The 21275-nt window shown below is 65.8% G+C and carries 24 protein-coding genes and 1 pseudogene; 7 read left to right on the top strand and 18 right to left on the bottom strand.

All coding sequences use genetic code 11. The features are described from left to right. Positions 1–990: 990 nt before the first annotated feature. Both HH308_RS23025 and HH308_RS23030 read right to left on the bottom strand, forming a co-directional pair. Entirely contained in the window at positions 991–1452 is a 462-nt protein-coding gene (locus HH308_RS23025) for an NUDIX hydrolase (protein ID WP_170196594.1), read from the bottom strand. Continuing rightward, positions 1431–2291 (bottom strand): arylamine N-acetyltransferase family protein, encoded by an 861-nt coding sequence (locus HH308_RS23030; protein WP_170196595.1) that lies wholly within the window; start codon positions 2289–2291, stop codon positions 1431–1433. The genes HH308_RS23025 and HH308_RS23030 overlap by 22 nt, the downstream gene beginning before the upstream one ends. A gap of 125 nt (positions 2292–2416) precedes the next feature. On the opposite strand from HH308_RS23030, the gene HH308_RS23035 reads away from it, so the two are divergent. Beyond that, entirely contained in the window at positions 2417–3124 is a 708-nt protein-coding gene (locus tag HH308_RS23035; RefSeq protein ID WP_170196596.1) for a YciI family protein, read from the top strand. Then, positions 3121–4353 carry an RNA polymerase sigma factor gene (locus HH308_RS23040; protein ID WP_170196597.1) on the top strand — a complete coding sequence of 411 codons (1233 nt, stop codon included), beginning with the start codon at positions 3121–3123 and terminating at the stop codon, positions 4351–4353. The genes HH308_RS23035 and HH308_RS23040 overlap by 4 nt, the downstream gene beginning before the upstream one ends. Before the next feature lie 40 nt (positions 4354–4393). Here the strand turns inward: HH308_RS23040 and HH308_RS23045 are convergent, their stop codons facing one another. Together HH308_RS23045 and HH308_RS23050 are read right to left on the bottom strand one after the other, a co-directional pair. Next, positions 4394–5173, bottom strand: coding sequence for a helix-turn-helix domain-containing protein (locus HH308_RS23045; protein ID WP_170196598.1), 780 nt, complete (start codon positions 5171–5173; stop codon positions 4394–4396). Positions 5174–5188: 15 nt separating this feature from the next. Next, positions 5189–5515 (bottom strand): hypothetical protein, encoded by a 327-nt coding sequence (locus tag HH308_RS23050; RefSeq protein WP_170196599.1) that lies wholly within the window; start codon positions 5513–5515, stop codon positions 5189–5191. Positions 5516–5614: 99 nt separating this feature from the next. Between HH308_RS23050 and HH308_RS23055 the strand changes: the two genes are divergently transcribed. Together HH308_RS23055 and HH308_RS23060 are read left to right on the top strand one after the other, a co-directional pair. Then, on the top strand, positions 5615–5857 hold the full coding sequence (locus HH308_RS23055) for a DUF2510 domain-containing protein (protein ID WP_246284786.1): 243 nt from the start codon (positions 5615–5617) through the stop codon (positions 5855–5857). 136 nt (positions 5858–5993) lie between these two features. Then, entirely contained in the window at positions 5994–6386 is a 393-nt protein-coding gene (locus tag HH308_RS23060; RefSeq protein ID WP_170196600.1) for an SRPBCC family protein, read from the top strand. A gap of 368 nt (positions 6387–6754) precedes the next feature. Here the strand turns inward: HH308_RS23060 and HH308_RS30535 are convergent, their stop codons facing one another. Then, positions 6755–7837, bottom strand: coding sequence for a PucR family transcriptional regulator (locus HH308_RS30535; protein WP_170196601.1), 1083 nt, complete (start codon positions 7835–7837; stop codon positions 6755–6757). Between the two features lie 170 nt (positions 7838–8007). On the opposite strand from HH308_RS30535, the gene HH308_RS23070 reads away from it, so the two are divergent. Further along, positions 8008–8982, top strand: a complete 975-nt coding sequence (locus HH308_RS23070; RefSeq protein ID WP_312870819.1) for a 5-oxoprolinase subunit B family protein — start codon at positions 8008–8010, stop codon at positions 8980–8982. Continuing rightward, positions 8979–9968: a 5-oxoprolinase subunit C family protein gene (locus tag HH308_RS23075; protein ID WP_170196603.1), complete on the top strand. Its 990-nt coding sequence runs from the start codon at positions 8979–8981 to the stop codon at positions 9966–9968. The genes HH308_RS23070 and HH308_RS23075 overlap by 4 nt, the downstream gene beginning before the upstream one ends. 201 nt (positions 9969–10169) lie before the next feature. On the opposite strand, the gene HH308_RS23080 is transcribed toward HH308_RS23075, so the two are convergent. From HH308_RS23080 to HH308_RS23140, 13 genes and pseudogenes are all read right to left on the bottom strand, one after another. Further along, the gene (locus tag HH308_RS23080) at positions 10170–11135 is read right to left on the bottom strand and encodes a 5-oxoprolinase subunit C family protein (RefSeq protein WP_170196604.1); all 966 of its coding nucleotides are present in this window, start codon (positions 11133–11135) and stop codon (positions 10170–10172) included. Further along, positions 11125–12045, bottom strand: a complete 921-nt coding sequence (locus tag HH308_RS23085; protein WP_170196605.1) for a 5-oxoprolinase subunit B family protein — start codon at positions 12043–12045, stop codon at positions 11125–11127. Before HH308_RS23085 ends, HH308_RS23080 begins: the two co-directional genes overlap by 11 nt. Beyond that, positions 12045–13412 (bottom strand): acetyl-CoA carboxylase biotin carboxylase subunit, encoded by a 1368-nt coding sequence (locus HH308_RS23090; RefSeq protein ID WP_170196606.1) that lies wholly within the window; start codon positions 13410–13412, stop codon positions 12045–12047. The genes HH308_RS23085 and HH308_RS23090 overlap by 1 nt, the downstream gene beginning before the upstream one ends. 11 nt (positions 13413–13423) lie before the next feature. Then, positions 13424–13669 carry an acetyl-CoA carboxylase gene (locus HH308_RS23095; RefSeq protein ID WP_170196607.1) on the bottom strand — a complete coding sequence of 82 codons (246 nt, stop codon included), beginning with the start codon at positions 13667–13669 and terminating at the stop codon, positions 13424–13426. Between the two features lie 52 nt (positions 13670–13721). Then, a complete protein-coding gene (locus HH308_RS23100; protein WP_211188760.1) occupies positions 13722–14450 on the bottom strand; it encodes a 5-oxoprolinase subunit PxpA in 729 nt (242 codons plus the stop codon). Positions 14451–14503: 53 nt separating this feature from the next. Then, positions 14504–14725 (bottom strand): annotated as a pseudogene (locus HH308_RS23105) (tautomerase family protein); the annotation flags it as partial. Positions 14726–14741: 16 nt separating this feature from the next. Further along, positions 14742–15077 carry a Rieske 2Fe-2S domain-containing protein gene (locus tag HH308_RS23110; RefSeq protein WP_170196609.1) on the bottom strand — a complete coding sequence of 112 codons (336 nt, stop codon included), beginning with the start codon at positions 15075–15077 and terminating at the stop codon, positions 14742–14744. 8 nt (positions 15078–15085) lie between these two features. After that, positions 15086–16171 (bottom strand): 2Fe-2S iron-sulfur cluster-binding protein, encoded by a 1086-nt coding sequence (locus tag HH308_RS23115; protein ID WP_170196610.1) that lies wholly within the window; start codon positions 16169–16171, stop codon positions 15086–15088. A gap of 1 nt (position 16172) precedes the next feature. Then, positions 16173–17165 carry an aromatic/alkene monooxygenase hydroxylase subunit beta gene (locus HH308_RS23120; RefSeq protein WP_170196611.1) on the bottom strand — a complete coding sequence of 331 codons (993 nt, stop codon included), beginning with the start codon at positions 17163–17165 and terminating at the stop codon, positions 16173–16175. Positions 17166–17184: 19 nt separating this feature from the next. Beyond that, the gene (locus HH308_RS23125) at positions 17185–17496 is read right to left on the bottom strand and encodes an MmoB/DmpM family protein (RefSeq protein ID WP_170196612.1); all 312 of its coding nucleotides are present in this window, start codon (positions 17494–17496) and stop codon (positions 17185–17187) included. A 2-nt stretch (positions 17497–17498) separates the two neighbouring features. Beyond that, complete coding sequence (locus HH308_RS23130) at positions 17499–17759, bottom strand: toluene-4-monooxygenase system B family protein (RefSeq protein WP_170196613.1); 261 nt, start codon at positions 17757–17759, stop codon at positions 17499–17501. 16 nt (positions 17760–17775) lie between these two features. Then, positions 17776–19272 (bottom strand): ferritin family protein, encoded by a 1497-nt coding sequence (locus tag HH308_RS23135; protein WP_170196614.1) that lies wholly within the window; start codon positions 19270–19272, stop codon positions 17776–17778. A gap of 55 nt (positions 19273–19327) precedes the next feature. Further along, a complete protein-coding gene (locus HH308_RS23140; RefSeq protein ID WP_170196615.1) occupies positions 19328–20047 on the bottom strand; it encodes a hypothetical protein in 720 nt (239 codons plus the stop codon). 343 nt (positions 20048–20390) lie between these two features. Between HH308_RS23140 and HH308_RS23145 the strand changes: the two genes are divergently transcribed. Continuing rightward, entirely contained in the window at positions 20391–21224 is an 834-nt protein-coding gene (locus HH308_RS23145) for a PDDEXK family nuclease (protein WP_170196616.1), read from the top strand. The last annotated feature ends 51 nt before the right edge of the window (positions 21225–21275 follow it).

Below are 21275 nucleotides of genomic sequence, written 5' to 3' on the forward strand. Positions count from 1 at the left end.
CTGGTTGAGCTCGGATCTACCGACCGCCACCCCCACTCCGCCAGCTGAGCCTGAACCTACCGACGGCCGCCCCATCCGCTGGTTGAGCGAGGCGAAGCCCAGTCGAAACCCCTGGTGACACAACAGATTCCGTGCGGGCCGCGCATACCGCGTGGCATCGTGGCGATCATCGTAGTCGCGCGCCCGCCCGCCAGGCGCATTCGGCGGTTCGGTTGTTGCCAAACCATCGCTACCACCGACGCGCCGACGTCGGCTATGTCACCGGCGATTTCGACTCGCTGCGCTCGCTCAATCAACGAGTCCCGACCCACGCTCACTGCTCAACCTGGTTCCACCGACGGCAGGCCCATTTCGCCGGTTGAGCCGGGATTCACCGACGGTGGGCCATTTCGCTGGTTGAGCCGGTCCGAGGCGCTAGCCGAGGGCCGTGTCGAAACCTCTCAGCCACAACGACTTTCGACGGTCCGCGCCAATTCCGGCGATGACACCCGGCAAGTGAGGCGTGTGCACCCTACGGGTGCACACGCGTCGATGTTCGATACCATCACAGTTCGACAAGTGCGCCACCATCAAATGCATTGTGGTACAGAGGTTTCGACACGCTCGTCGCTAGCGCTCCTCGCGGCTCAACCAGCAGATGGAGTGCCCGGACCGGTGGATCCAGGTTGAGCCGGGCCCGACGAGCGCAGCTCGCCGCGCCCGTGTCGAAACCGCGGTGACACAACAGGTTTTGCGCGACCGTTCATCTCGCAGTCCGTTCGCGGTGATCATCTCCAACCGCACACCCACAGGCGCATTCGACGGTCGCACTGATGCTACGGTCCTGGTCAGCCGCGACTCACCGAAATCCGTTGTCTCACCGTGGTTTCGACACGCTCGTCGCTAACGCTCCTCACGGCTCAACCAGCGAAATGGGTTGCACCGTCGGTGAATCCAGGCTCAACCAAGGCTCAACCAGCGGAGAGCGCCTGCCGGCGATGAATCCACTGCTCAACCAGCGAAAAGGGCACCGCCGTCGGTCAATCCGGAATCCGTCGACGACAGGACGTGAACGGCCAACGGCGCCACGTCGTCGGGGAAGGCGCCATCGGTTGCCTGCCAGCGCAGTTCAACGATCTCAGCCGCGGGTTGCACTGGATACACGGCCGGATCGATCGGCGGAGCGTACACGAAAACCGTTGCGACGACGTCGAATCCCGGCTCGTTGGCGGCCGGCGTGCGCACCACCCCAAGCTCGTGGAGACAGCTCTCGTCGATGTCGATCCGCAGTTCTTCACGACATTCCCGGATGGCCGCACGTGCCGCGGTCTCGCTCGGCTCGGGCTTTCCGCCGGGGAACATGAAGGTGTCGGTATCCCTCTTGCGGACCGTCAGAACACGACCCGCGGGATCCCTGATGACCACGGCGCTGACTCGGATGACGTTGTCGCTCAACCGTGTTCCCGCATCCATTCGACGAGCGTGGTGGCGTCTTCGTCGGGCAGGTCGATGCCGAAGGTGCCCGCCAGCAGTGCCGGGACGTCGGCGATCGCCACCTGGCGCGAGCTGCTCGCGCCGTCGGGAGTGGTTGTGGTCCAGACGGTTCCGTCGAGGACGTACTGGACGTCGGCCGAAAAGCACTGGACGAACGGTCGCGTCGTGAACGGTGACCGCGGCGACGTCGACACGAAATGATTTCCGACCGCCCAGTCGGCCGGGTACTGGGGGTTGAGGGTGAACTTGTGTCGGTCGAGCCACCCCACCTCGCCGTCGACGTCGCCGCGCTGCCAAAGAGTCCACTGATCGGGGTGGAACACCTCGGCGTCGGAGCCGAGCGGTGCGACCGACAATTTGTGTCGCCAACCCTGCTGGTCGGTCTCGGGTCCAGCCACGAGTTCGATCGGTTCCAGGGGACCGCGACCGAACCCGACGTCGCAGAGAAATCGGCGCCCGTCGTCGAACTCAACGACGATCAGCGCGTGGGTCGGCGGCCGGACGCCGTCGGCGCCGAGCGTGACCCGACCGCTGAGTGCCGTGAAACGGAACCCGAGCCGCGCCAGCACCGCCGCGAACAACGTCGCGTGTTCGAAGCAGTACCCGCCCCGGAGACGTCGAACGAGCTTGTCCTGCAGGTCTGCGAGCTGCAGGGAGATGGGTCGACCCAGGATTATCTCGAGATTCTCGAACGGGATCGACGTCGTATGGGCGCGGTGCAGCGCCGCCAGGGTCGTCGGGGTTGGGCGCAGATCAGCGTCGACGCCGATCCGAGCGAGGTATCCGTCGAGGTCGAGGTCGTCGCCGTGCCAGGTCACCTGCCCCACGCTACCCGCCGAGAAACTTTTTCCCGACGCGTGTCGAATCCGGGTTGCCTCGTTCGTCAACCATGTAGAGAGTGAAACCAGCCACGGTTCGCTCCACGGAAACGAAGGTCACTGTCATGAACTACTTCGCACTTCTCATCGGACCCCAGACCACCCGCTCCGATGCCGAGATGGCCGAACTGATCGGTCGATACCAGACATTCCAGACGGCGAACGCAGCAGCGCTATCGTCCGGTGACGCGTTGGGAGCGGCCGGCGACGGCGCTCGGATCGTCGGCGGCGGCGTCGTGACCGACGGCCCGTTCGCCGAAGGCGCCGAGGTGGCGGGCGGCTTCTACGTGCTCGACGTCGACGATCTCGATGCCGCGATCGACGTCGCCAAGCAGATTCCGGCGGCCACCGACGGTGCCGTCGAGCTGTGGCCGATGGCGTTCTCGAACCCGATCGCCGCCGACGAAGGCCCGCACTGGATCGCACTGCTGCGTGAACCCGCCGGCGAGACCCGGACCCCGGGCAGCCCGGAATGGGAGGCAAGTGTCGCCGAGCACAAGGTCTTCGGCGAGACTTTCGGCACGCATGTGCACGGAGGCGGAGCTTTGCACCCAGCGTCGACGGCCACGACGGTGCGCGTTCGCGACGGCAAGTCGGTCATCACCGACGGTCCGTACATCGAAGGTGCCGAGGTGGCCAACGGTTTCTACGTCATCGGTGCCGACGATCAAGCGGCTGCGGTCGAAATCGCCCGCCACATTCCGGCCTCGGGTGTGGAAGTCCGTGGGCTGCTCGGGATGTCGCCCAGCATCGTCGCCGCGCAGGGTGCATGACCGTACCCGCGAGTCTCGACGAGTTGACGCTCGTCTTCCGGCAGATCTGGGGCCCGACCGTCGCATCGATCGCGCGATGGTCGGGCGACCTCGCGGTCGCCGAGGACTCCGTTCAGGAGGCGTGCGCCGACGCCGTGGCGGCTTGGAGCGCAGAAGGACTGCCCGACGAGCCCGCAGCGTGGCTGCTGGTCGCCGCTCGACGACGGGCACTCGATCGCTTCCGTCGTGAATCATCTCGTGCCGGAAAGGAATTGACCGCCGTGACCGATCCCAGCTTGCGCCGGCCACCGTCCGAGCCGACCTTCGTCCGGGACGACGAACTGCGGATGATGTTCACCTGCGCGCATCCCGCGTTGGAACCACGATCACAGTTGGCGTTGACGTTACGGCTGGTGTCCGGGTTGACGGTCCCGGAGATCTCGCGAGCATTGCTCCAGTCCGAAACTGCTGTGGGGCAACGGATCACCCGGGCGAAGGCTAAGATCCGCGCTGCGAACATCCCGCTGCGAGTGCCCTCGGCCGAGTCACTGCCCGAGCGCACCGCCCACGTTCTGGCGTGCATCTATTCGGTGTTCACCGAGGGATACTCGACGACGGCCGGAGTGTCCGCGATCCGGGACGACCTGTGCGACGAGGGGGTGCGACTGGCAGGCGAATTCTGCTCGCTGGTCCCCGCGGATAGGGATGCCCATGCACTGTCTGCCCTTGTGCTGCTTCATGATTCACGACGTGATACCCGGGTCGACGCCTCCGGCGCACTGATTCCGCTCGACGAGCAGGATCGGACGCGATGGAATCGCGCGCGAATCCGGGCGGGCTGCGATCAATTGACGCGGGCCGCGGGGGCGTCGGGAATCTATCTGCCGCAGGCGATCATCGCGGCGTATCACGCGAGCGCGATGAGCTGGCAGACCACCGATTGGAACGGTATATGCGCGGCCTACGCCCATCTCGTGGAGCTGACGGATTCGCCGATTGCGCGTGCCAATCAAGCTCTGGCGCTTGGCTTTCGCGACGGATTCGACATCGGCCTGGCCGCGCTCGAACCGCTCGACGACGAGCGATCGCTCACGGCGTCGCCGCTGGTACCGAGTATCCGCGCCGATCTGCTGCGGAGGTCGGGACGATTCGCCGAAGCCGTTGGTGCGTACGAAGTCGCGCTGGAACGGGGCGGGTCGGAGCCGGTGCGCCGGTTCTGGGAGAAGAGAATCGCGGAGTGCGTGGGTTGAGCCGACGCGATGCGACGATCCACCCGAACCGTATTCCGGGTCAGGCACCCACGGTCGCCAACGTCGCCCGCGTCGCCTCATCCGCCGGGTAGAACGCCTCGATCGCCAGGTCCGCAACGGTCACGTCGAGCGGTGCGCCGAACACCGTCGTCGTTGACAAGAAGTTGAGCCGCCCAGCGGCAGTGTCGATTTGCAGCGGGACGATGAGTTCGGACGTGTGCGCTCGGGCGTGGTCGGCACCCGGGTACCCGGCAAGCTCTTCGGCCAGGCGCACCAGCTTGGGATCTCCGGTGACCGCGATCTGATGCTGCAGCCGGTCGAGGAGATGGGCGCGCCACTGCCCGAGGTTCACGATCCGTCGTGCCATGCCGGCGGGGTGAAGCGCCAGTCGCAATACATTCACCGGCGGCTCGAGCAGTTCGGCGGAACAGCCTTCGATGAGCAGGCCGACAGCAGGATTGGCATCGACCATGCTCCACTGTCGATCGACCACGACTGCCGGATTCGGTTGGTGCGCACCGAGAATCTGACTGATGGCCGACGCTACCGCCGCCATCGGGACGTCGGAGATCGAGTGCTCGGGATAAGCCGGCGCAAACCCACCCGCGAGCAGGATCTCATTGCGCTCGCGCAGAGGAATATCGAGGTGTTCACTGAGGTTCAGCAGCATTTCACGTGTCGGCCGCGACCGACCGGTCTCCACGAAACTGACGTGCTTGGCGGAAACGTCGGCGCGCAAACCCAATTCGAGCTGGCTGAGGCGGCGTCGGGTGCGCCATTCGCGCACCAACGACCCGACATCGGGGTGGACGGTGGTCATCGTCGTCACGATAGATCACCGGTCCCCGTGGACGTGCGAGGTCGGCGGTATCTCGACACCGGATTCGAAATGGCTTCGGTACCAGTCGAAGTCGATGTCGTCGGGGTTGCGCGACGCCAAGCCCAGCCCGATCGCCATGCACATTCCCAACGCGGCCAACGCGATTGCGCCGAAGATCAGGCTGAGCCAGACGGCGATCCGGACGGCGGGGTCGTCGACGAGCGTGAGGACCGGCGGCGCGACGACCAGTGCGTAAACGACGTAGGCGTCGGATCCGACTTTGTCGGCATGAACGGCGAGCCACAACAGTCGATGTTTGACGCCGACGGGCGGTCTGGGCATGTGCGCCTCCTCATGGCTGGGGACGCTTCGACCGTATGACCCGCGCAGATACGAGTCGATTACCTGCGGGGTAATGAAACACGCGTAAGCTCGCCTGACATGAGTTTCATCGCGCCGTGGCACGTCCTGCTGATGCTGGTCGTCCTCGTTGCACTGGTCGCATCCGTCGTCGTTGTCGTTCTCCTCGTCCGATCCCGCGGCCAGTCGCAATCGCAGCCGACACCCGCGACGTACCCGGCCACGCCGCCCGGCTGGTACCCGGCGCCCGACGATCCGCGACTCCTGCGCTGGTTCGACGGCCGGCAGTGGACTGAGCACACCCAGCCCCGGAGCCAGGGATAGCCGATCCGACATCGGGATCGGGCGGGGCCTGGTCACTTCGGACAATGTCGTGTCGAGCAATAGTCCAAAGTGCGCAGTTCGCCGGGTCCGCCGCTGCGCGACAGTGAGGGGACCTACTCCCCGACAAGGACTTCCCATGACTCCCCTGCGCTCGTCCATCCTGCTCGACCACGACGCGACGTCGGTATGGCAGGTCATCCGTGACGTTCCCAACATCAGCCGCTGGTTCCCCGGCATGGTGTCGTCGACCGGTGACCAGCGTCGACGCACCGTCGTGTTATCCGACGGCAGCGCCCTGATCGAGGAGATCGTCACCCTCGACGACGGCTTGCGCCGTATGCAGTACCGCGCCGTCGACGGCGACCTGCCCATCGACGATCATCTCGGTACCGTCGACGTCTTCGAGATCGACGCCGCACGCACGCTGGTCGCCTACAGCACCGAGATCGAGCCGCCCGAATTGGCCGACGCCTTCCATACCGCAATCGAAGAGGCAGTACAGAATCTGCCGAAATATCTGAGCACTTAGTTCCGCCGCCGGTTGAGCCGGGCCTGACGAGCGCAGCGAGACGCAACTCCCCGCTGGTTGAGCCGGGCCCGACGAGCGCAGCGAGCGCCGTGCTGAGCGAGCGCAGCGAGTCGAAGTAACGCGCCCGTGTCGAAACCACGGTGAGACGAGTTGCCAACTGTCGCGAGGTGTTTGGTGCGCTGACATCGTCGGCTTGCGTGGTTTCGACACGGGCCTTCGCTAGCGCTCCGGCCCGGCTCAACCAGCGGGGTAACGCTCCGGCCCGGCTCAACCAGCGGGGTAACGCTGCGGCCCGGCTCAACCAGCGGGGTAACGCTGCGGCCCGGCTCAACCAGCAGAGAGCTCAACTCAACCAACGGACAAGCAATCTACTCGAGCTTGAGGGCCAGCCACAGCTCGGCGCGTACCGTCGGATCGTCGAGGTCGCGGCCGAGAGCTTCACCGATCTTGGTCATCCGATATCGCAGCGTATGGCGGTGAATGCCGAGCGCCGACGCCGATGCGTCGGCCTGTCCGTTGTTGGCCAGGAAGGTACGCAGCGTCGACGTGAAGTCGACTTTGGATCCGCTCGTCAGATTCGCGACCGGAAGGAGGGCCGATTGCGCCCACGCTCGTACGTCGTCGCCGCCGAGGTGGCGGAGCAGTCCGGCTTCCGAGACGTCACTGGCGAGATACAGGTGGCCGGGCTCGTCGGACGCCGCTTGCAGCACCGCGCGGACGCGCCGCCAGGCGTCGGGGAGGTCGTCGACGGACACCGGATCACTCGCTGCGCCACGGCAATTGGGGACGCGACGCAGAATGGATTCGATGGTGCGCAAGTCACCTTCGGCGGTCGGCAGGATCATGGCGACCCGTCCGGGCCGCAACGCGGCACTGACGGTGTCGATGCGACGCAGGGCTTGATCCTCTTCGACGGCCTCCAGCAATTCGGTTGCGTTCTCGCGGGAGGTGGTCAGCACCGCCGCACGCACCGGGCCGTCGGGAACTTTGACTCGCAGTATCTCACCCGTGGTTCGGGCGACGCGGGCGTTGCCGCCGAGCAACAGTCGAAGCACCGCGTGCCGATTGTTGCGCGCCGCCTGCCGGATCTCGTCGGCGCGGCGCAGGTCCTCGGCGATCAGGTATGTCGCGGTCTCCACCAAAGTGTGTTCGGCCGCGCTGAGATTCGACGTCCGGCCGACGGCAATGTAGCCACGGACCCGCCCGGCGACCGACACCGACGTGATCGACACCGACTCGCCCGGCAGCGAGATGGCCGCGGCGAGCGGCGCGCGCGGGACCCCGGTCCGGGGCAGCTCGGTGAGAATCCGGGCCAGGTACGTGCGCGAACTCTCCGGCACCGCCGCGCGCAGGCCACCGTCGGCGTCGATCAACAACACCCAGCCGCGGACCGCGCTGCTGAGCCGCTCGGCGATGCCGCGCGGTCCCTGCGCGCCGACCGCTGTGCGCACGAGGTCTCGAACCGCACGCGTGATTCGCTCTGGACTCGTTGTCGCAGAGGACAATTCCGTCACCGTGTGCCGCCGATCGGCGGCATTGCACGGTTGGCATCTGAGATGGGCATGGTAAATATCGATGTTATCGACGCATGACACTCGTCGTAGGGAGAAACTGGAGTCCCGTGACCAATCCAGCGATACTCAGCAGCCTCGATCCCGGCGGACATCGACCGTCGGTGACGATCAGTCAGGCCGGTGACCGCCAAGTGCTCATCGAATACGGCGCGATGAGCGTCGACGTCGGGCTGAACTTCCGGGTTCAGGCACTGTCCCAGATTCTGCGAGACGCGCCGATCCACGGCGTCGTCGCGGCGGCGCCCGGCTTCCGTTCGCTGCTGATCACTTTCGACCCCGGCGAAATCAGCAGGGCCAGACTGATTTCCGAGCTCAACAACCGCGAATTGTCGGCGCCAGACCAGAATTCGCTGGTATTGCCGAGCCGACTGCTGACCTTGCCGATCGCCTTCGACGACGAGATGACGCGCGAAGCGGTCAACCGCTATCGGCAGACGACGCGCCCCGACGCACCGAATGTCTCCGACGGTGACAACATCGATTACATCGTGCGCTACAACGGTTTTGCCGACCGTGACGAGTTCATCGCCACCTTCCTCGACGCCACCTGGTGGTGCGCCTTCATGGGCTACTTCCCGGGTCTGCCATCGCTGTTCTCCCTCGACCCGCGCACGCAGATCTCGGTCCCGAAGTACAACCCGGCGCGGATGTGGACCGCGGAGGGCGCCGTCGGGATCGGCGGACCGTGCGTCGTGCTGTATCCGATGGAGGTGCCGGGCAGCTATCAACTCTTCGGGCGGACGCTGCCGCTGCATCTGAGCCACCGGCCCGACGATCCCGACATCACCCCGCACGACCGCCACCTGTTCCGGCCGGGTGATCGGGTTCGGTTCAAGCAGGTCACCGAGGCGGAGCTGATGGAGTTGCGACTGCAAGCCGTCGAAGGCCGGTACCGGCATGCCGTCGTCGACGAGGATTTCGTGGTCGCCGAGCATGTCGATCGGGTGCGACGCTACGACGCCGAGTCCGTGGAGATCCGCGAAATACGCACCGCTGCAGCGTCTTCGGTGGCTATCCCATGAGCGCCTCAGCATTCGAGGTGGTCGATCCCGGCCTGCAGACGACGGTGCAGTCGTATCCGGGGCGCGTCGGGTTGACGGCGGACGGCTATTTTCCCGCCGGCCCGATGGATCAGCGAACGTTCCGGGCGGCCAATGCGTTGGTCGGCAACCCGGCGTCGGCGGCGGGGCTGGAGATCCCGAAGCTCGCGCTCACTCTCGTGGCGCTGACAGACATCCAGATCGCGGTGTGCGCGCCCGACGGGGTCACGGTACGCGTCGACTCGGCGACTGTTCCGACGTGGCAGACGGTGTTGGTGCCGGTCGGGGCGACGGTCCGCGTCGACGGTTCCGGTGCCGTCGGATACCGCTCCTACCTGGCGGTTCGCGGTGGCATCGACGTGCGGCCGGTCTACGGTTCGACGACGACGTCGTTGATCGCGGGAATCGGCGGCATCGAGGGTCGTGCGTTGGTGCGCGGAGACGTGATCAGTGCCGTCCCGGCGTCGTCGACGACGCCGCGCCGTCTTCCCGAGGCCCTGCGACCACGGTTCACCACCGACTGGGAGCTGGAAATCGTCGCGGGGCCGCATTGTTATCCCGACTATTTGACCGAGACTGACTGGGCCGAGTTGGTGGGCACGACGTGGCGGGTGGACCTCAACTCCGACCGAGTAGCGACGCGCTTGCATCCGCATCGATTCGCGTGGGCGCATCCCGAAGTGACTGTCGCGGGCGGGCACCCGTCGAACGTGCTCGACCAGGCGTACCCGGTGGGCGCACTGCTCGCCACCGGCGACGTACTGACGATAATCGGCATGGAGGGCAACACTTCCGGCGGTTTCGCCGTGGTTGCGACAGTTCCGCGCTGTGCGCTGTGGAAGGTCGGGCAGGTGCGTCCGGGACGCGACACGATCCGCTTCCGCGAAGTGACCTATGCCGAGGCGCTGGCCCTCGACGAACGGTTGGAATTCGAGCTGGATCCGCGGAGGTTGGGCGCCGTTCGGTGAGGGGCTGATTGCAATCGGTCCGGTCAGGTGTGGCGAGGGGCGGGCTCCCTCGGCCACGGTGTGGGGACGGATTGCAATCAGCCGAGCGACCACGGTGGACGCGCAGCGCGGGGCCCTGTTCTGCCCAATTGCCAGGGTCGACGCCACCCCATCGGCAGCGCGCCTGCTCGGGGAGCGAGGGAAGCAGAGGCCGCTCGACCTCTACCCCATCTTTTCGGCCGCCGCTGCGAGCCGGCGTCGCCGTTCGGCTCTCGCGGCTACGGCCTCGTCGAGCGTCACCGCGGTCAGTTTCGTGATCGTCGACGGTGCCGACTGGCCTACCAGGTCCATGTCGGTGCTGATGACCGTCCCGACCATCGCGTAGCCTCCGCCGCTGACGGCGTCGCGGTGCAGGATGATGGGTTCGGAGCCGCTGGGGATCTGGATGGACCCGATCGGATAGCCGGCGTCGACGATGTTCGACGGATCCGACCCCGCCCCGAAGGGCTGTTCGCGTTCGACGAAGTCGAGTTTCGGTCCGGCGTAGCGGAATCCGGTGCGGTCGGCGACGGGCGTGAGCCCCCATTCGGCGCTGAGCAACGTATCCCGGGCACCATCGGTGAGCCGATAGTCGTAGAGGCCCAACACAATTCGCAGTTCGACCGCCTTGCCCAACGCGGGCCGCAGCTTCTCCTCCACCCGACGATGCCGGTAGCTCGACGCCGGGCCGGTCGGCAGCACGTCACCCGCGACGAGCGGCCGTCCGTGGAGACCGCCCAATGCGCCCAGCGTGTAGGTGGACCGCGAGCCGAGTACCGGCGGGACGTCGAAGCCGCCGGACACCGCGATGTAGAGTCGCGCACCTGCCTCGATGAAGCCGAAGGAGAGCACGTCGTCGGCGTGCACCGGGATGGACTCCCACGACGCCATCTCCTCGCCGTTGATCAGAACCTTGGCCCGGCCACCGGTGACCGCGACGGTCGTCGACGACGTGAAGCGCAGCTTGGGCCCGAGGTAGGGCGCCTCCAGCACGGCTGCGTCAATCGGGTTGCCCACCAACAGGTTCGCCATCATCGCCGACGATTGGTCGAGCGCCCCCGACGGCGGTATTCCGACGTTGTAGGCGCCCGAGCGGCCGCGGTCCTGAACGCTTGTCGCCAGACCCGGTTCGATCACGTCAACGGACATCGAGGGCTCCTAGAAGTCGGGTGTTGTAGCCGTCGGGGTCGGCCAGGAATTCGTCTAGCGCGAAGTCGACCTGCGCGATGCGGTAGACGTCGTCGCCGCGCTCGGCGGCGGCCGCCAACTCGCGGTACTCGGCCTCGCCGACGGGGCGGAACTTGACGATGTCACCGGGCCGAAACAGCACCATCGACTCGGCGAACACCCCGTGCTCCTGCGCGGGATCGAAGATCGGCAGCGGGGTCAGCCCGAACATCTGGTAGCCGCCGGCCCCCTTCACCGAATAGATGCAGGCGAAGCAACCACCATGTCCCACAGTCAATTTCGGCGTCTCGGTACGCGGCCGCAAGTACTTGGGGAGTTCGATCTGCAACTGCAGATCGGTCATCTGGAACATGAACGGCAGCCCGGCGACGAAGCCGACCATCGACACCATCCACGGCGTCGCGCTGTGGCGCTGCACGAACTCGTCGACGGTGTCCAGTCCGAGTTCGGCCATCGCATACTCGAGGTCGTTGCCCTCGGGCCGCTGGTGGCGGTCGCGGAATTTCGCTCCGACTTCGTTGGTGTAGGGGTCGTCATACCAGACCGGGATCTCCAGGATTCGCGTCGAGATCGACGGATTCTCCGTCTGCGCCACGTCGGCTTCGATCGCCCGCACGACGGCCTCTAACTCGCTGGGCGCCAACACATCCGGGTCGAATCGGATGAGCAGCGAGGCATTCGCCGGGCAGATGTCGAGGATGCCGTCGAGGTTGCGCTCGGCGAGCTGAGAGCTGATCGCTCCGGCCCGGAAGAACGCCGCCAACGACATCGCTTCGGCGATCTGCACGACGAGGTGCTCGTCGGCGCCCCAGGAGTAGCGAGCCTCGCCCAGCGGCGCCGGCGCCAATTGCGGTGCCGCCTGACCACTCATCACGCTGCTCCTGCCTTCAGTGCGGCTTGCTCGGTCATCCAGGCCTCCAGCCACGTGGTGTGGAAGTCGCGAGCGGCGAATTCATCTGTGCGCAAGATTGATTCGACGAATCCCGCGGTTGTCACGATGCCCTCGATCTGCAGCTCCGTCAATGCCCGCAGCATCCGAGCCAGCGCTGTCGGCCGATCGGCGCCCCACACGATGATCTTGCCGAGCATCGAATCGTAGTAGGGGCTCACCACCGACCCGGTCTTGACTCCGCTGTCGATCCGCACGAACGGTCCACCCGGCATGTCGCAGCGGCTGATGGTTCCGGGACTCGGAAAGAAGTTCATCTCCGGATTCTCGGCGTTGAGCCGGATCTCGATGGCGTGGCCGTTGGGCACCAGGGAGCCCTGGAGCAGCGACATGGGCTCTCCGGCCGCCACCTGCAGTTGCTCCGCGACCAAGTCGCGTTGATAGACCATCTCCGTGACCGGATGTTCCACCTGGATGCGGGTGTTCATCTCGATGAAGTAGTAGTCGACGCGCTCTTCGTCGTATAGGAATTCGACGGTGCCCGCGCCGCGATACCGCACGCTCGACGTCAATCGAACTGCCGCGGAAGATATTTCATCGACGATGTGCGCGGGCAGGCCGAGGTCACCCGCCTCCTCGACGACCTTCTGCCTGCGCCGCTGCATCGAGCAGTCCCGCAAGCCGAGGTGCACCGCGCGCTCACCGTCGCCGAACACCTGCACCTCGATGTGACGAGCCCGAGGGACGAAGCGCTCGACATACACCGCCGCGCTTCCGAACGCCGTGCGGGCTTCGGCCTGCGCCGTGGAGATCGCCGCCGCCAGGTCTTCCGCGGAGTCGACGATCCGAATGCCGCGTCCACCGCCGCCGGCGGCTGCCTTGATGGCGAGCGGATAGCCGATCTCCGCGGCGACCTCCACCGCCTCCGCGACGCCGCTGATCTCACCCGCCGACCCGGGAACCGTCCGCACTCCGGCTGCGGCCGCGGTCTTTCGCGCCGCCACCTTGTCGCCCATCTCCCGGATGGCCTGCGGGGCCGGTCCCACCCAAGTGGCTCCGGCATCGATCACCGCTTGCGCGAAATCGGCGTTCTCCGAAAGGAATCCATACCCGGGGTGGACGGCGTCGGCGCCGCTGCTGCGGATCGCTCCGATCACAGCGTCGACGTTGAGGTAGCTGGCCGGCGCCGGTGCCGGTCCGACGAGTACCGCCTCGTCGGCCACCCGGACGTGCTCGGCCCGCTCGTCGGCGTCACTGTAGATCGCCACCGTGGCGATACCCAATTCCCTTGCGGCACGGGCGATTCTGACCGCGATCTCGCCACGGTTGGCGATGAGTAGTTTACGCATGACGATGCTTCCTAATCGGTTTCGATGATCGCGACCACGTCGCCTGGCGAGAGCATGGCGTTGTCGTCGACGGCGAACTCGGCGAGCACACCATCGGCACCGGCCTTGACGTCGGTGAACTGTTTCATGATCTCCACCAGACCGACGGTCTGATCGGCGGTGACGGTGGCTCCGACCTGGACGAAGGGCGGCTCTCCCGGTGCGGGCGAGCGATAGAACACCCCCGGAAGCGGCGAAGCGATCTGGTGTTGCGCCATAGCGATGTGGCCTTTCAAGCGTTGGGCTGGAACGTTGTTGACGATCAGCGGCTCAAGCCGCCGCGCCGACCGACGACAGCACCGCACGAACCGCGGTGGCGATCTCGACGGCGTTGGGGGTGTCGGAGTGAACGCAGATCGAGTCGACCCGGATCGGGAACTCCTCACCGGTCACCGCGGTCGCGATACCGTCGGTGAGTGCCCGACGCGCGCGTTCGATCGCTTCGTCGACCGGGGTGGCGTGGGGGCGTCGGGCGACGATGAGCCCGCCGTCCGCGGTGTACTTCAGGTCGACGTAGAACTCCGCGACGAACGGCACGCCGAGCTTGTTCGCGGCCTTCTCGTGCTCGGAGTTGGGGATGCCGAAGACCGGGACTCCGTAGTCGCCGGCGACGGCGGTGATCGCTTCGGCGAGTTCGGCGTCACGGGCAGCCATTCCGTACAGCGATCCGTGCGGCTTGATGTGATCGAGTTGTGCGCCTTGGGCTTTGAGGAATCCAACGAGCGCGCCGACCTGGTAGCGGACGATGTCGGCGGCCTCGTCGGGGAACAGCTTCATCTCGCGTCTGCCGAAGCCGACGAGATCCGGCAGCCCGGGATGCGCGCCGACGGTCACGCCGCCGGCGAGCGCCTTCTCCACCGTCTCGCGGATCCCGGTGGGATCACCCGCGTGGAATCCGCACGCCACGTTGGCGGTATCGATCAACGCGACCAGCGCGTCGTCGTTGCCGAAGGAATGGATGCCGAAGGCCTCGCCCATATCGGAGTTAAGGGACACCATGATCTTTCACCTCTTTGTGTTCGACGCCCCAACGGGCATCGGTGGTCGGATGGTCATTTCGGGTCGTTTTCGTATTCGTAGAAGTCGCAGAACAACTTTCCGTTGCGTCCCCAGTCCTCCCGGGTCACGTCGGTGAAGATGAACTGGATGGTCTCCGGTTTGCAGTCGGCGATGCGCGCGATCTGCGGGGTCAGCGTCGCGACCAGCTCGCGTTTCTGTTCCAGGGTGCGACCGGGGAACCAGTCGATGCGGACGAAAGGCATTGTGGGAAACCTCTTTTCGCTGAGAAGCCTAGGAGTGCGCGACGCGCGGGGTGTCGCCGTCGGGGTCGACGAAGATGTCGTCGCCGTCCACCTTGACCGGAAATTTGGCCAGCTCGGCGTGCCCGGGGTTGATGCCCTTGCAGGTCGGCAGGTCGAACTGCCACAGATGCGCCTTGCAGGTCAGCGAGTTGCCGACCAGTTCTCCCTCCACCAGTTCGATCTGCTGGTGGGGGCAGATCGCCTGTGTCGCAATGATTTCGCCGCCGTCGAGATGTGCGACGAGGATCTCTTTGTCGCCGACGGTGAAGGAGTCCATGTCGCCCTCCCACAGGTCGTCGAGATTGGTGACGAGTTCGAATGCCATGAGAATTCCTAGAAGAATTTGTCGTAGTGGATGTTGTCGGTGGAGATGCCGAGATCGAGGACGAGCATGCGGACCACGGCGTCGGTCATCGGCGGTGGTCCGGCGACGTAGATCTCGCGGTCGGCGAGGTCGGGCAGCGAGTCGAAGCCGATGAGCTCGTGAATGTATCCGCGAGGGCCGGTCCAGCCGTCGTCGGCGGCATCCGCCGGCGTCGACACCGCCTCGACGAGCGTCGCCGAATGCAGTGCGGCACTGACCTCTTCGACGAATGCACCCGCGCACATGTCTTGCGCGCCGCGGCCTCCGTAGAAGAAGTCGAGCCGACGCCGGGCCGCGTCGGGGCGAGCCGCCAGACCACGCGCGACCGACACCATCGGCGCGAGTCCCGAGCCACCGGCCACCACCACGACGTCGCGCTCGGTCGAGCGCAGATGCGCGTGGCCGTACGGCCCGTCGATGGTGACGGTGTCACCTGGGGCCAGGCGGTCGACGAAGATCGGCGACACCGCACCGTTCGGTACCCGTTTGATCTGAAACTGCCAAACCCCCTGCGGGTTAGGCAGATTCGACATCGAATAGGCGCGTTCGAGTCGACGCGGCGCGTCGCCGGGCGACCCGTGGTGAACGGGAACGGCGTCGGCGCTGAGCATCGCGAACTGACCGGGCAGAAAGTCGGCGGGACCGTCGGTCCGCAGGGTGACCTCCCGCAGGTCGTGGGTGAGGCTCGCGACGTCGGTCACCTGCGCACGCAGGTGGCGGGGCGGGGTGTGCCCGTCGTACCACGCCTCGCCCGCCACGAGGGAGACCTCGCAATCGGTGAGCGGAATCGATTGGCAGCCAAGCATTTTGCCCTTGCGCTTGTCGCGGGGTGTCAGACCGGGGGCGTCGGGGTCGAGTTGGTGGACCGATCCGGAGCTCAGGGTGTACTTGCACGTTCCGCATCCGCCGCTGTTGCATTCGTAGGTCGCGGCGACCCCGGCCCGGAGGGCGGCACGCAGCAGGGTGTCGCCGGTGGGGCAGTCGAAGCTGCGTCCATCGTCGGTGGTCACCCGGTGACCGACCCGCGTGAGTGCCGCTCCGTCCAGGCTGGTCATCTCAGCTTCCCAGCGGGAGCTGGCTGCGGAACGCCGCCGCGGCGGCGATTGCGCGCGCCGAGGCATCCGGGTTGTCCGGGAGCTCCGAGCAGAATGCGTCGATGGCGGCGTCGCCCAACGGGATCCAGCGGTCGAGCCATTTGTTGATGACCGCGACGTTCGACGGATTGGCGGCCATGTGCCGCACCAGTTCCGCCGACCAGCGACGTGACCGCTCACTGTCGCGCAGCGCGGCTTCGGCAACGAGGGCGAACAGGGTGTCGGAATGCCTGCGGGCGCTGACCGCCTGCTGGCGGAAGAAGGCCTCGTCGATCGCCGGCTTGGCCACCAGGTTCAGCGCGACGAACGCCTCAGCCCAATCTCGGGTTGCCAGAACGCATTCCATCAACTCGCGGAACCGCTGCCAGGCCGGGTCCTGCTCCCAGATCCGGCGCTCGTCACGACCGAGCCCGACGTCGGGGTGGGTCTTGGCGAGTTCGGCTGTGCGATAGGCGACGTGCGACAGCAGCCGCAACTGGTCGGCGGATTGGAAGGCGGCACAGTTGCTGATCGTGCTGGCTTGAGCCATGTGGACGAGGTAGGCGCTGGCCATCTGCGAGGTGTGCAGCAGGTAGCGGCCGGGCGCGTACAGCCGGGCGAGGCTGGCAACCCACGCCGGGTCGAGTCCCTTGTCGTGTTCTTCGAGGTTGTGCTGGTCGAAGAGTCCCTCGACGTAGGTCTCCTGGCCGTCCTGCAGGATGTTGTAGGTCCGGTAGACCAGCTCGTCGGGGTCCCGGAAGCCATCCCAGTCCTCATGGGTGATCGGGCTCTGATTGCGGTACTTGCGGTACCAGTCGGCCATGTAACCGTCGTGCGCGACGTCCCAGGGCTGTTCCTGATCTCTGGTGTGCCACAACAGATTCGTCGACACGATCTCGTACTCGCTCGGCTTGCGGCGACGCTTGGCCAAGTGGCTCCACGTCTTCTGCGGCCGCAACGATGTCGGTGTGCTCATGGTGAGTCCTCTGGTCAGGTCACGCGCGGTGCGCGAGGTAGAAGCGGATCTGTTCGGTGCCGGTCTCGATGCGGCCGACGAACGACGGCATCGAGACTTCGAGGTCGCGCATCCGGAACGGGCGGCCGAGTTCTTCTTCGATCGTGGAGCGGCGCAGGATGCATTCCCCGCCGTCGACCTCGACGCGGACATACGATCCGCGGTTGCGGATGTCTACGCGGCTGCCTTCGTTGTCGATGACGGCGGCCGCGGCCACGGCGTCGGCGAGTTCACCGGCCTGCACGACGGGGCCGACCGGATCGGCGATGGGCGGGGTGGTGCTGTCGGTCATCACTATGCCTCGCTGAAATAGAACTCGACGGTGTCGGTGGGCGCCAAACCGGCGTCGGCGAGCAGCATGTCGCGCGGAAACGGTTCCGGATCACCTTGTCGCCGTGCGCGAATCACCTTGCCGGGCTGATCCGGAACGTGGATGCCGACCGAGTGCTCAGCGGCCGCGGCGGCCACCTGGTCCATCGTGTTCTCGGTGTCGACGGGGACCAGCTTCAACACGAAATCGCCGTGGAAGTGGGACGAGATGGGAAACAGTGCCATGGGATTCTCCTTGGTCTCAGCCGGCCAGCTCGGTGGCGCCGCGGTAGCGGTCCACCCACGAGTAGTTGTGCGCGTCGTCGCCGCCGGCACTGACCACGCCGATGCCCATGTACTCCAGCACGCCGTCGAGGTTGGCCGGCTCGATCTCGCCGCCGAGGAACCGGTCGATGAGATTCTTGTGGTGCTTGTAGCGCTGCGGATTCTGCTCGAAGATCCACTTGTCGACTTCGGAGGCGAAGTGGTACTTGCGGTCGTCGTGCACGATGCTGATGTCGCGCAACGTCTTTCCTGGTGTGCCGACGATCGGCAGTTGCGAGACATTGCAGACCATCGGCAGCGTGCCGGGCACCGTCTTGTCCTCGCGACCGTTGGCGAAGTTGTCGATCAGGACGTCCCACACCTTGCCGAAGGTGTCGTTCCATCCGGGGTACTTCTCCTCGAGCCAGTCGCGTTCCTCGGGACTCACGCCGGCGGCCGGGTTCCACCACAGCGTCGGGCGCCACGAGTAGGTGCCCAGGTGCTGTCCGTGGTGATGCTCGTCGAGGTCGGCCATGAAGATGTCCCAGTACCACGGCTTGGACAGCCCGAGGTCTTCGATGGACTTGATGAACTGGGTGACGATCCACTCCTGCATGAACTCCTTGAAGGAGCTCTCCCGGACGTCGAGCGGCACGTAGTAGTCCATCGGGATGCCCGACAGAATGGTGAACAAGCGGTAGGAGCGCCAGAACGAGACGTCGATGTGGTTCTGCGCCTTGGCTTTCTGGCCGTTGTCGATGAGCATCTGCAGCAGCGGGGTGCCCAGCTGCGCGTGGCGCGCCTCATCGGATTGGATCGACTGGATGAGTTTGGAGAAGGTGAAGTCGCCCGCGTTCGCGGCGTCGCCGGACAGGCCGATGAACTGCAGGTTGGTGAAGCCGGTTTCGAAGGCGAAGTTGGCGTAGATCGAGGTCTCCACCGAATCGCGGGTCATCATGATGTCGTCGAAGTAGTGGCGGGCGCCCAGCGCTACCCAGTTGTTGGTCCACATCGTCTCGTGCGACCAGTCGAACTGGCGGTCCTTGGCGATGTACTCGTGCGGGAAGAACAGCTGGATCTGGCCGTGACGCATCTCGTCGAGCATCCCGAAGGTCGCCATGTTGCGCATGCCGGGTGCCTTGTTCCACCGGACGAAGCGTGATTCTTGAAGTGCCGCACCATATTCCACGAGTGCGACCGCGGCGTAGTGTTCTTTGAGGATGGAGATCCAGCCCGGGTCGGCCTTGTTGTACAGGTCGGCGCGCTCGAGCGCCGCCTTCACCGAGTAGGCGCCCTCATCCTTCTGGCGCTGTGTGTCGACGTACTCGCGGAAGCTCACCTTGTACGGTTCGTCGTAGGTGGACCACACCTCGTCGGGGATACCCTCGCCGCCGGACATCTCCGGCGGGAACAGCTCATCGGGCGTGATGTAAGTCGGCGTCCATTCCGTGGTCCGCGCGAGGTCGTACCACTCACTGCGTTCGAGCAATGCCATTGCTTTCGCCTTTCCTGGGGCTGATTGGCGGTGAATCTTGTTGTGGGATTGAGGTTCAGCTGCCGTGTACGCTGCCGAGCGGACCTTCGCCGCCCGGATAGCAGAAGGTGATGTCGGGTGAGTAGAAGCCGAAGGTGACGTCGAGCGGCTGCGCGGGACGCAGCGCGTAGACGTCGTGGTTGGGATCGAGGAACTCCAGCGACTCCACGACGAATCCGCCGGCGTTGTCGGCGACGAACGGGTAACGGCCGCTGACGTAGTCGGCGCTCGCGGGGTCCCGGGTGATGTAGCGCAGTTGTCCGGTGGCGCGGGTCAGCGGAGAGTCGTCGATGCGGGCGACGGTACGGATCGTCGGGGTGCCGTCGATGAAGGTGGTCGCGACCACTCGGTCGGCGCTGACCTCTAGTTCGGTGGCACCGCCCGACGCCGGCACTCCACGTTGCGCCGCATAGCGATTCATCGACTCGGAACTGTTGAAGTAGTGCGTCCACCAGCGCGCCGGGACACCGGCTTCGGTATCGAGGCCGGCCAGGTCGACGCCGAGGTAGGTCAGGCCGTACGCACCGAAGGCGTCGACCGATTCCGCACCGTTGGACGTCTGCTCAGCGGTCGGGACGATGTACTGATTCATGAAGACCGCGCCGTCGGCGCGTGCGGTGAGTCCCTCGGGGACCAGCGCCGCAACGGCGTCGAGGTCTTCGGCGGTCCACACGAGGTAGAGCATCTGGCTGTTGGCGATGAGCTGAGGCGCGTGGAGTGCACTCGCTGCGATCATGTCCGCTCCATTCCGGCGAGGTGGTAATCACGTCCTCATCAGAATGTGATGTGACGCACCCGAAAGAAGTGCGCACGTTGGACAAGTTGGCCAGAGGGTTTGGCCAATGTGGCATAGGTGCTGGTGAGGCCGGTTTCGGCGCCCGGCGGCGGCGAAAATCGTCCGAGTAGTGAGGCGGGAAGGGCAGGCTGCCCCCGGCGTACGGACAGTCGGACGATTTTCGCGGTAGGGCATCGACGCCGCGCTCAATCCGACTATCCACACCCCCCGTGCACGAGGGTCGACTTATCCACAGATCGCTGAGCGACGGGATCCACACCGTGTCGGCGCGCGTCCAATATCCATGGACACACAACTCACCCCCGGCGTCTATCGCGCCCGACAGTTCATCCGCAAGTTCCACTCGACGTATCGGGAGATCGACGCGGCCGCCGACGCCGGCGTCATCGAGCGATTGCGCCATGGCTGGTACGCGACGCCCGGCGCGGATCCCGCCGTCGTCGCAGCAGTCCGCACCGGCGGAGTCGCGAGTTGTGTCACCGCACTGATCAGGCACGGTTTGTGGATCGCGCCCGGCTACGACGACGAGATCCACGTGCGCAAGAGCAAACACGGCGAACTCGACGGAATACGGCACTGCCATATGTTCGGGCCGGTGCCCGCAACGCCGGACGCCGTCGACGCGATCCCGGTCGCACTCGCGTGCGCGGCCCGCTGCATGACCCCTGAACATTGGATCGCCGCCGTCGACAGTGCCCTCAACCAGGGCAAAGTCACAATGGCCGAGCTCGACGACGTGTGGGGTATCACTCCGGCATGGGTGCGCAACATGCTCGACCGATGCGACGGCCGCGCACAGGCGGGCACCGAGTCGATCGTACGAGTTCGATTACGCGCCTTGAACTTTCACGTGCAAGTGCAGCCCTATATCGCCGACGTCGGGCGGGTCGACCTCCTGGTCGGGCGTCTCATCATCGAGTGTGACTCCACCCAGCACCACGGCTCGCCGACGTTGCGCCGAAATGACTACCGACGCGATCGCAAGGCGCTGATCGGACGCTGGCCGGTGATCCGCGTCGACTACCACGACGTGCTGCACAACTGGCCCGCGATCCTGGCGGACATCCGCGCGATCACCGGAACCGACCTGCACCGACGTCGGCGCCAAACGTCGTAGACCGCACCCGAGCGGAATTTCATCCGACAATCCGTGGGGCCAGGGCAGTCT

Origin of the sequence: Gordonia asplenii (assembly GCF_012933505.1) — a bacterium.
Classification (GTDB): domain Bacteria; phylum Actinomycetota; class Actinomycetes; order Mycobacteriales; family Mycobacteriaceae; genus Gordonia; species Gordonia asplenii.

Bases quoted from the DNA above. Each gene is read 5' to 3' on its own strand.
- HH308_RS23025 (WP_170196594.1), bottom strand. From the start codon at position 1,452: ATGGATGCGGGAACACGGTTGAGCGACAACGTCATCCGAGTCAGCGCC.
- HH308_RS23035 (WP_170196596.1), top strand. From the start codon at position 2,417: ATGAACTACTTCGCACTTCTCATCGGACCCCAGACCACCCGCTCCGAT.
- HH308_RS23040 (WP_170196597.1), top strand. From the start codon at position 3,121: ATGACCGTACCCGCGAGTCTCGACGAGTTGACGCTCGTCTTCCGGCAG.
- HH308_RS23045 (WP_170196598.1), bottom strand. From the start codon at position 5,173: ATGACCACCGTCCACCCCGATGTCGGGTCGTTGGTGCGCGAATGGCGC.
- HH308_RS23050 (WP_170196599.1), bottom strand. From the start codon at position 5,515: ATGCCCAGACCGCCCGTCGGCGTCAAACATCGACTGTTGTGGCTCGCC.
- HH308_RS23055 (WP_246284786.1), top strand. From the start codon at position 5,615: ATGAGTTTCATCGCGCCGTGGCACGTCCTGCTGATGCTGGTCGTCCTC.
- HH308_RS23060 (WP_170196600.1), top strand. From the start codon at position 5,994: ATGACTCCCCTGCGCTCGTCCATCCTGCTCGACCACGACGCGACGTCG.
- HH308_RS23075 (WP_170196603.1), top strand. From the start codon at position 8,979: ATGAGCGCCTCAGCATTCGAGGTGGTCGATCCCGGCCTGCAGACGACG.
- HH308_RS23080 (WP_170196604.1), bottom strand. From the start codon at position 11,135: ATGTCCGTTGACGTGATCGAACCGGGTCTGGCGACAAGCGTTCAGGAC.
- HH308_RS23085 (WP_170196605.1), bottom strand. From the start codon at position 12,045: ATGAGTGGTCAGGCGGCACCGCAATTGGCGCCGGCGCCGCTGGGCGAG.
- HH308_RS23090 (WP_170196606.1), bottom strand. From the start codon at position 13,412: ATGCGTAAACTACTCATCGCCAACCGTGGCGAGATCGCGGTCAGAATC.
- HH308_RS23095 (WP_170196607.1), bottom strand. From the start codon at position 13,669: ATGGCGCAACACCAGATCGCTTCGCCGCTTCCGGGGGTGTTCTATCGC.
- HH308_RS23100 (WP_211188760.1), bottom strand. From the start codon at position 14,450: ATGGTGTCCCTTAACTCCGATATGGGCGAGGCCTTCGGCATCCATTCC.
- HH308_RS23110 (WP_170196609.1), bottom strand. From the start codon at position 15,077: ATGGCATTCGAACTCGTCACCAATCTCGACGACCTGTGGGAGGGCGAC.
- HH308_RS23115 (WP_170196610.1), bottom strand. From the start codon at position 16,171: ATGACCAGCCTGGACGGAGCGGCACTCACGCGGGTCGGTCACCGGGTG.
- HH308_RS23120 (WP_170196611.1), bottom strand. From the start codon at position 17,165: ATGAGCACACCGACATCGTTGCGGCCGCAGAAGACGTGGAGCCACTTG.
- HH308_RS23125 (WP_170196612.1), bottom strand. From the start codon at position 17,496: ATGACCGACAGCACCACCCCGCCCATCGCCGATCCGGTCGGCCCCGTC.
- HH308_RS23130 (WP_170196613.1), bottom strand. From the start codon at position 17,759: ATGGCACTGTTTCCCATCTCGTCCCACTTCCACGGCGATTTCGTGTTG.
- HH308_RS23135 (WP_170196614.1), bottom strand. From the start codon at position 19,272: ATGGCATTGCTCGAACGCAGTGAGTGGTACGACCTCGCGCGGACCACG.
- HH308_RS23140 (WP_170196615.1), bottom strand. From the start codon at position 20,047: ATGATCGCAGCGAGTGCACTCCACGCGCCTCAGCTCATCGCCAACAGC.
- HH308_RS23145 (WP_170196616.1), top strand. From the start codon at position 20,391: ATGGACACACAACTCACCCCCGGCGTCTATCGCGCCCGACAGTTCATC.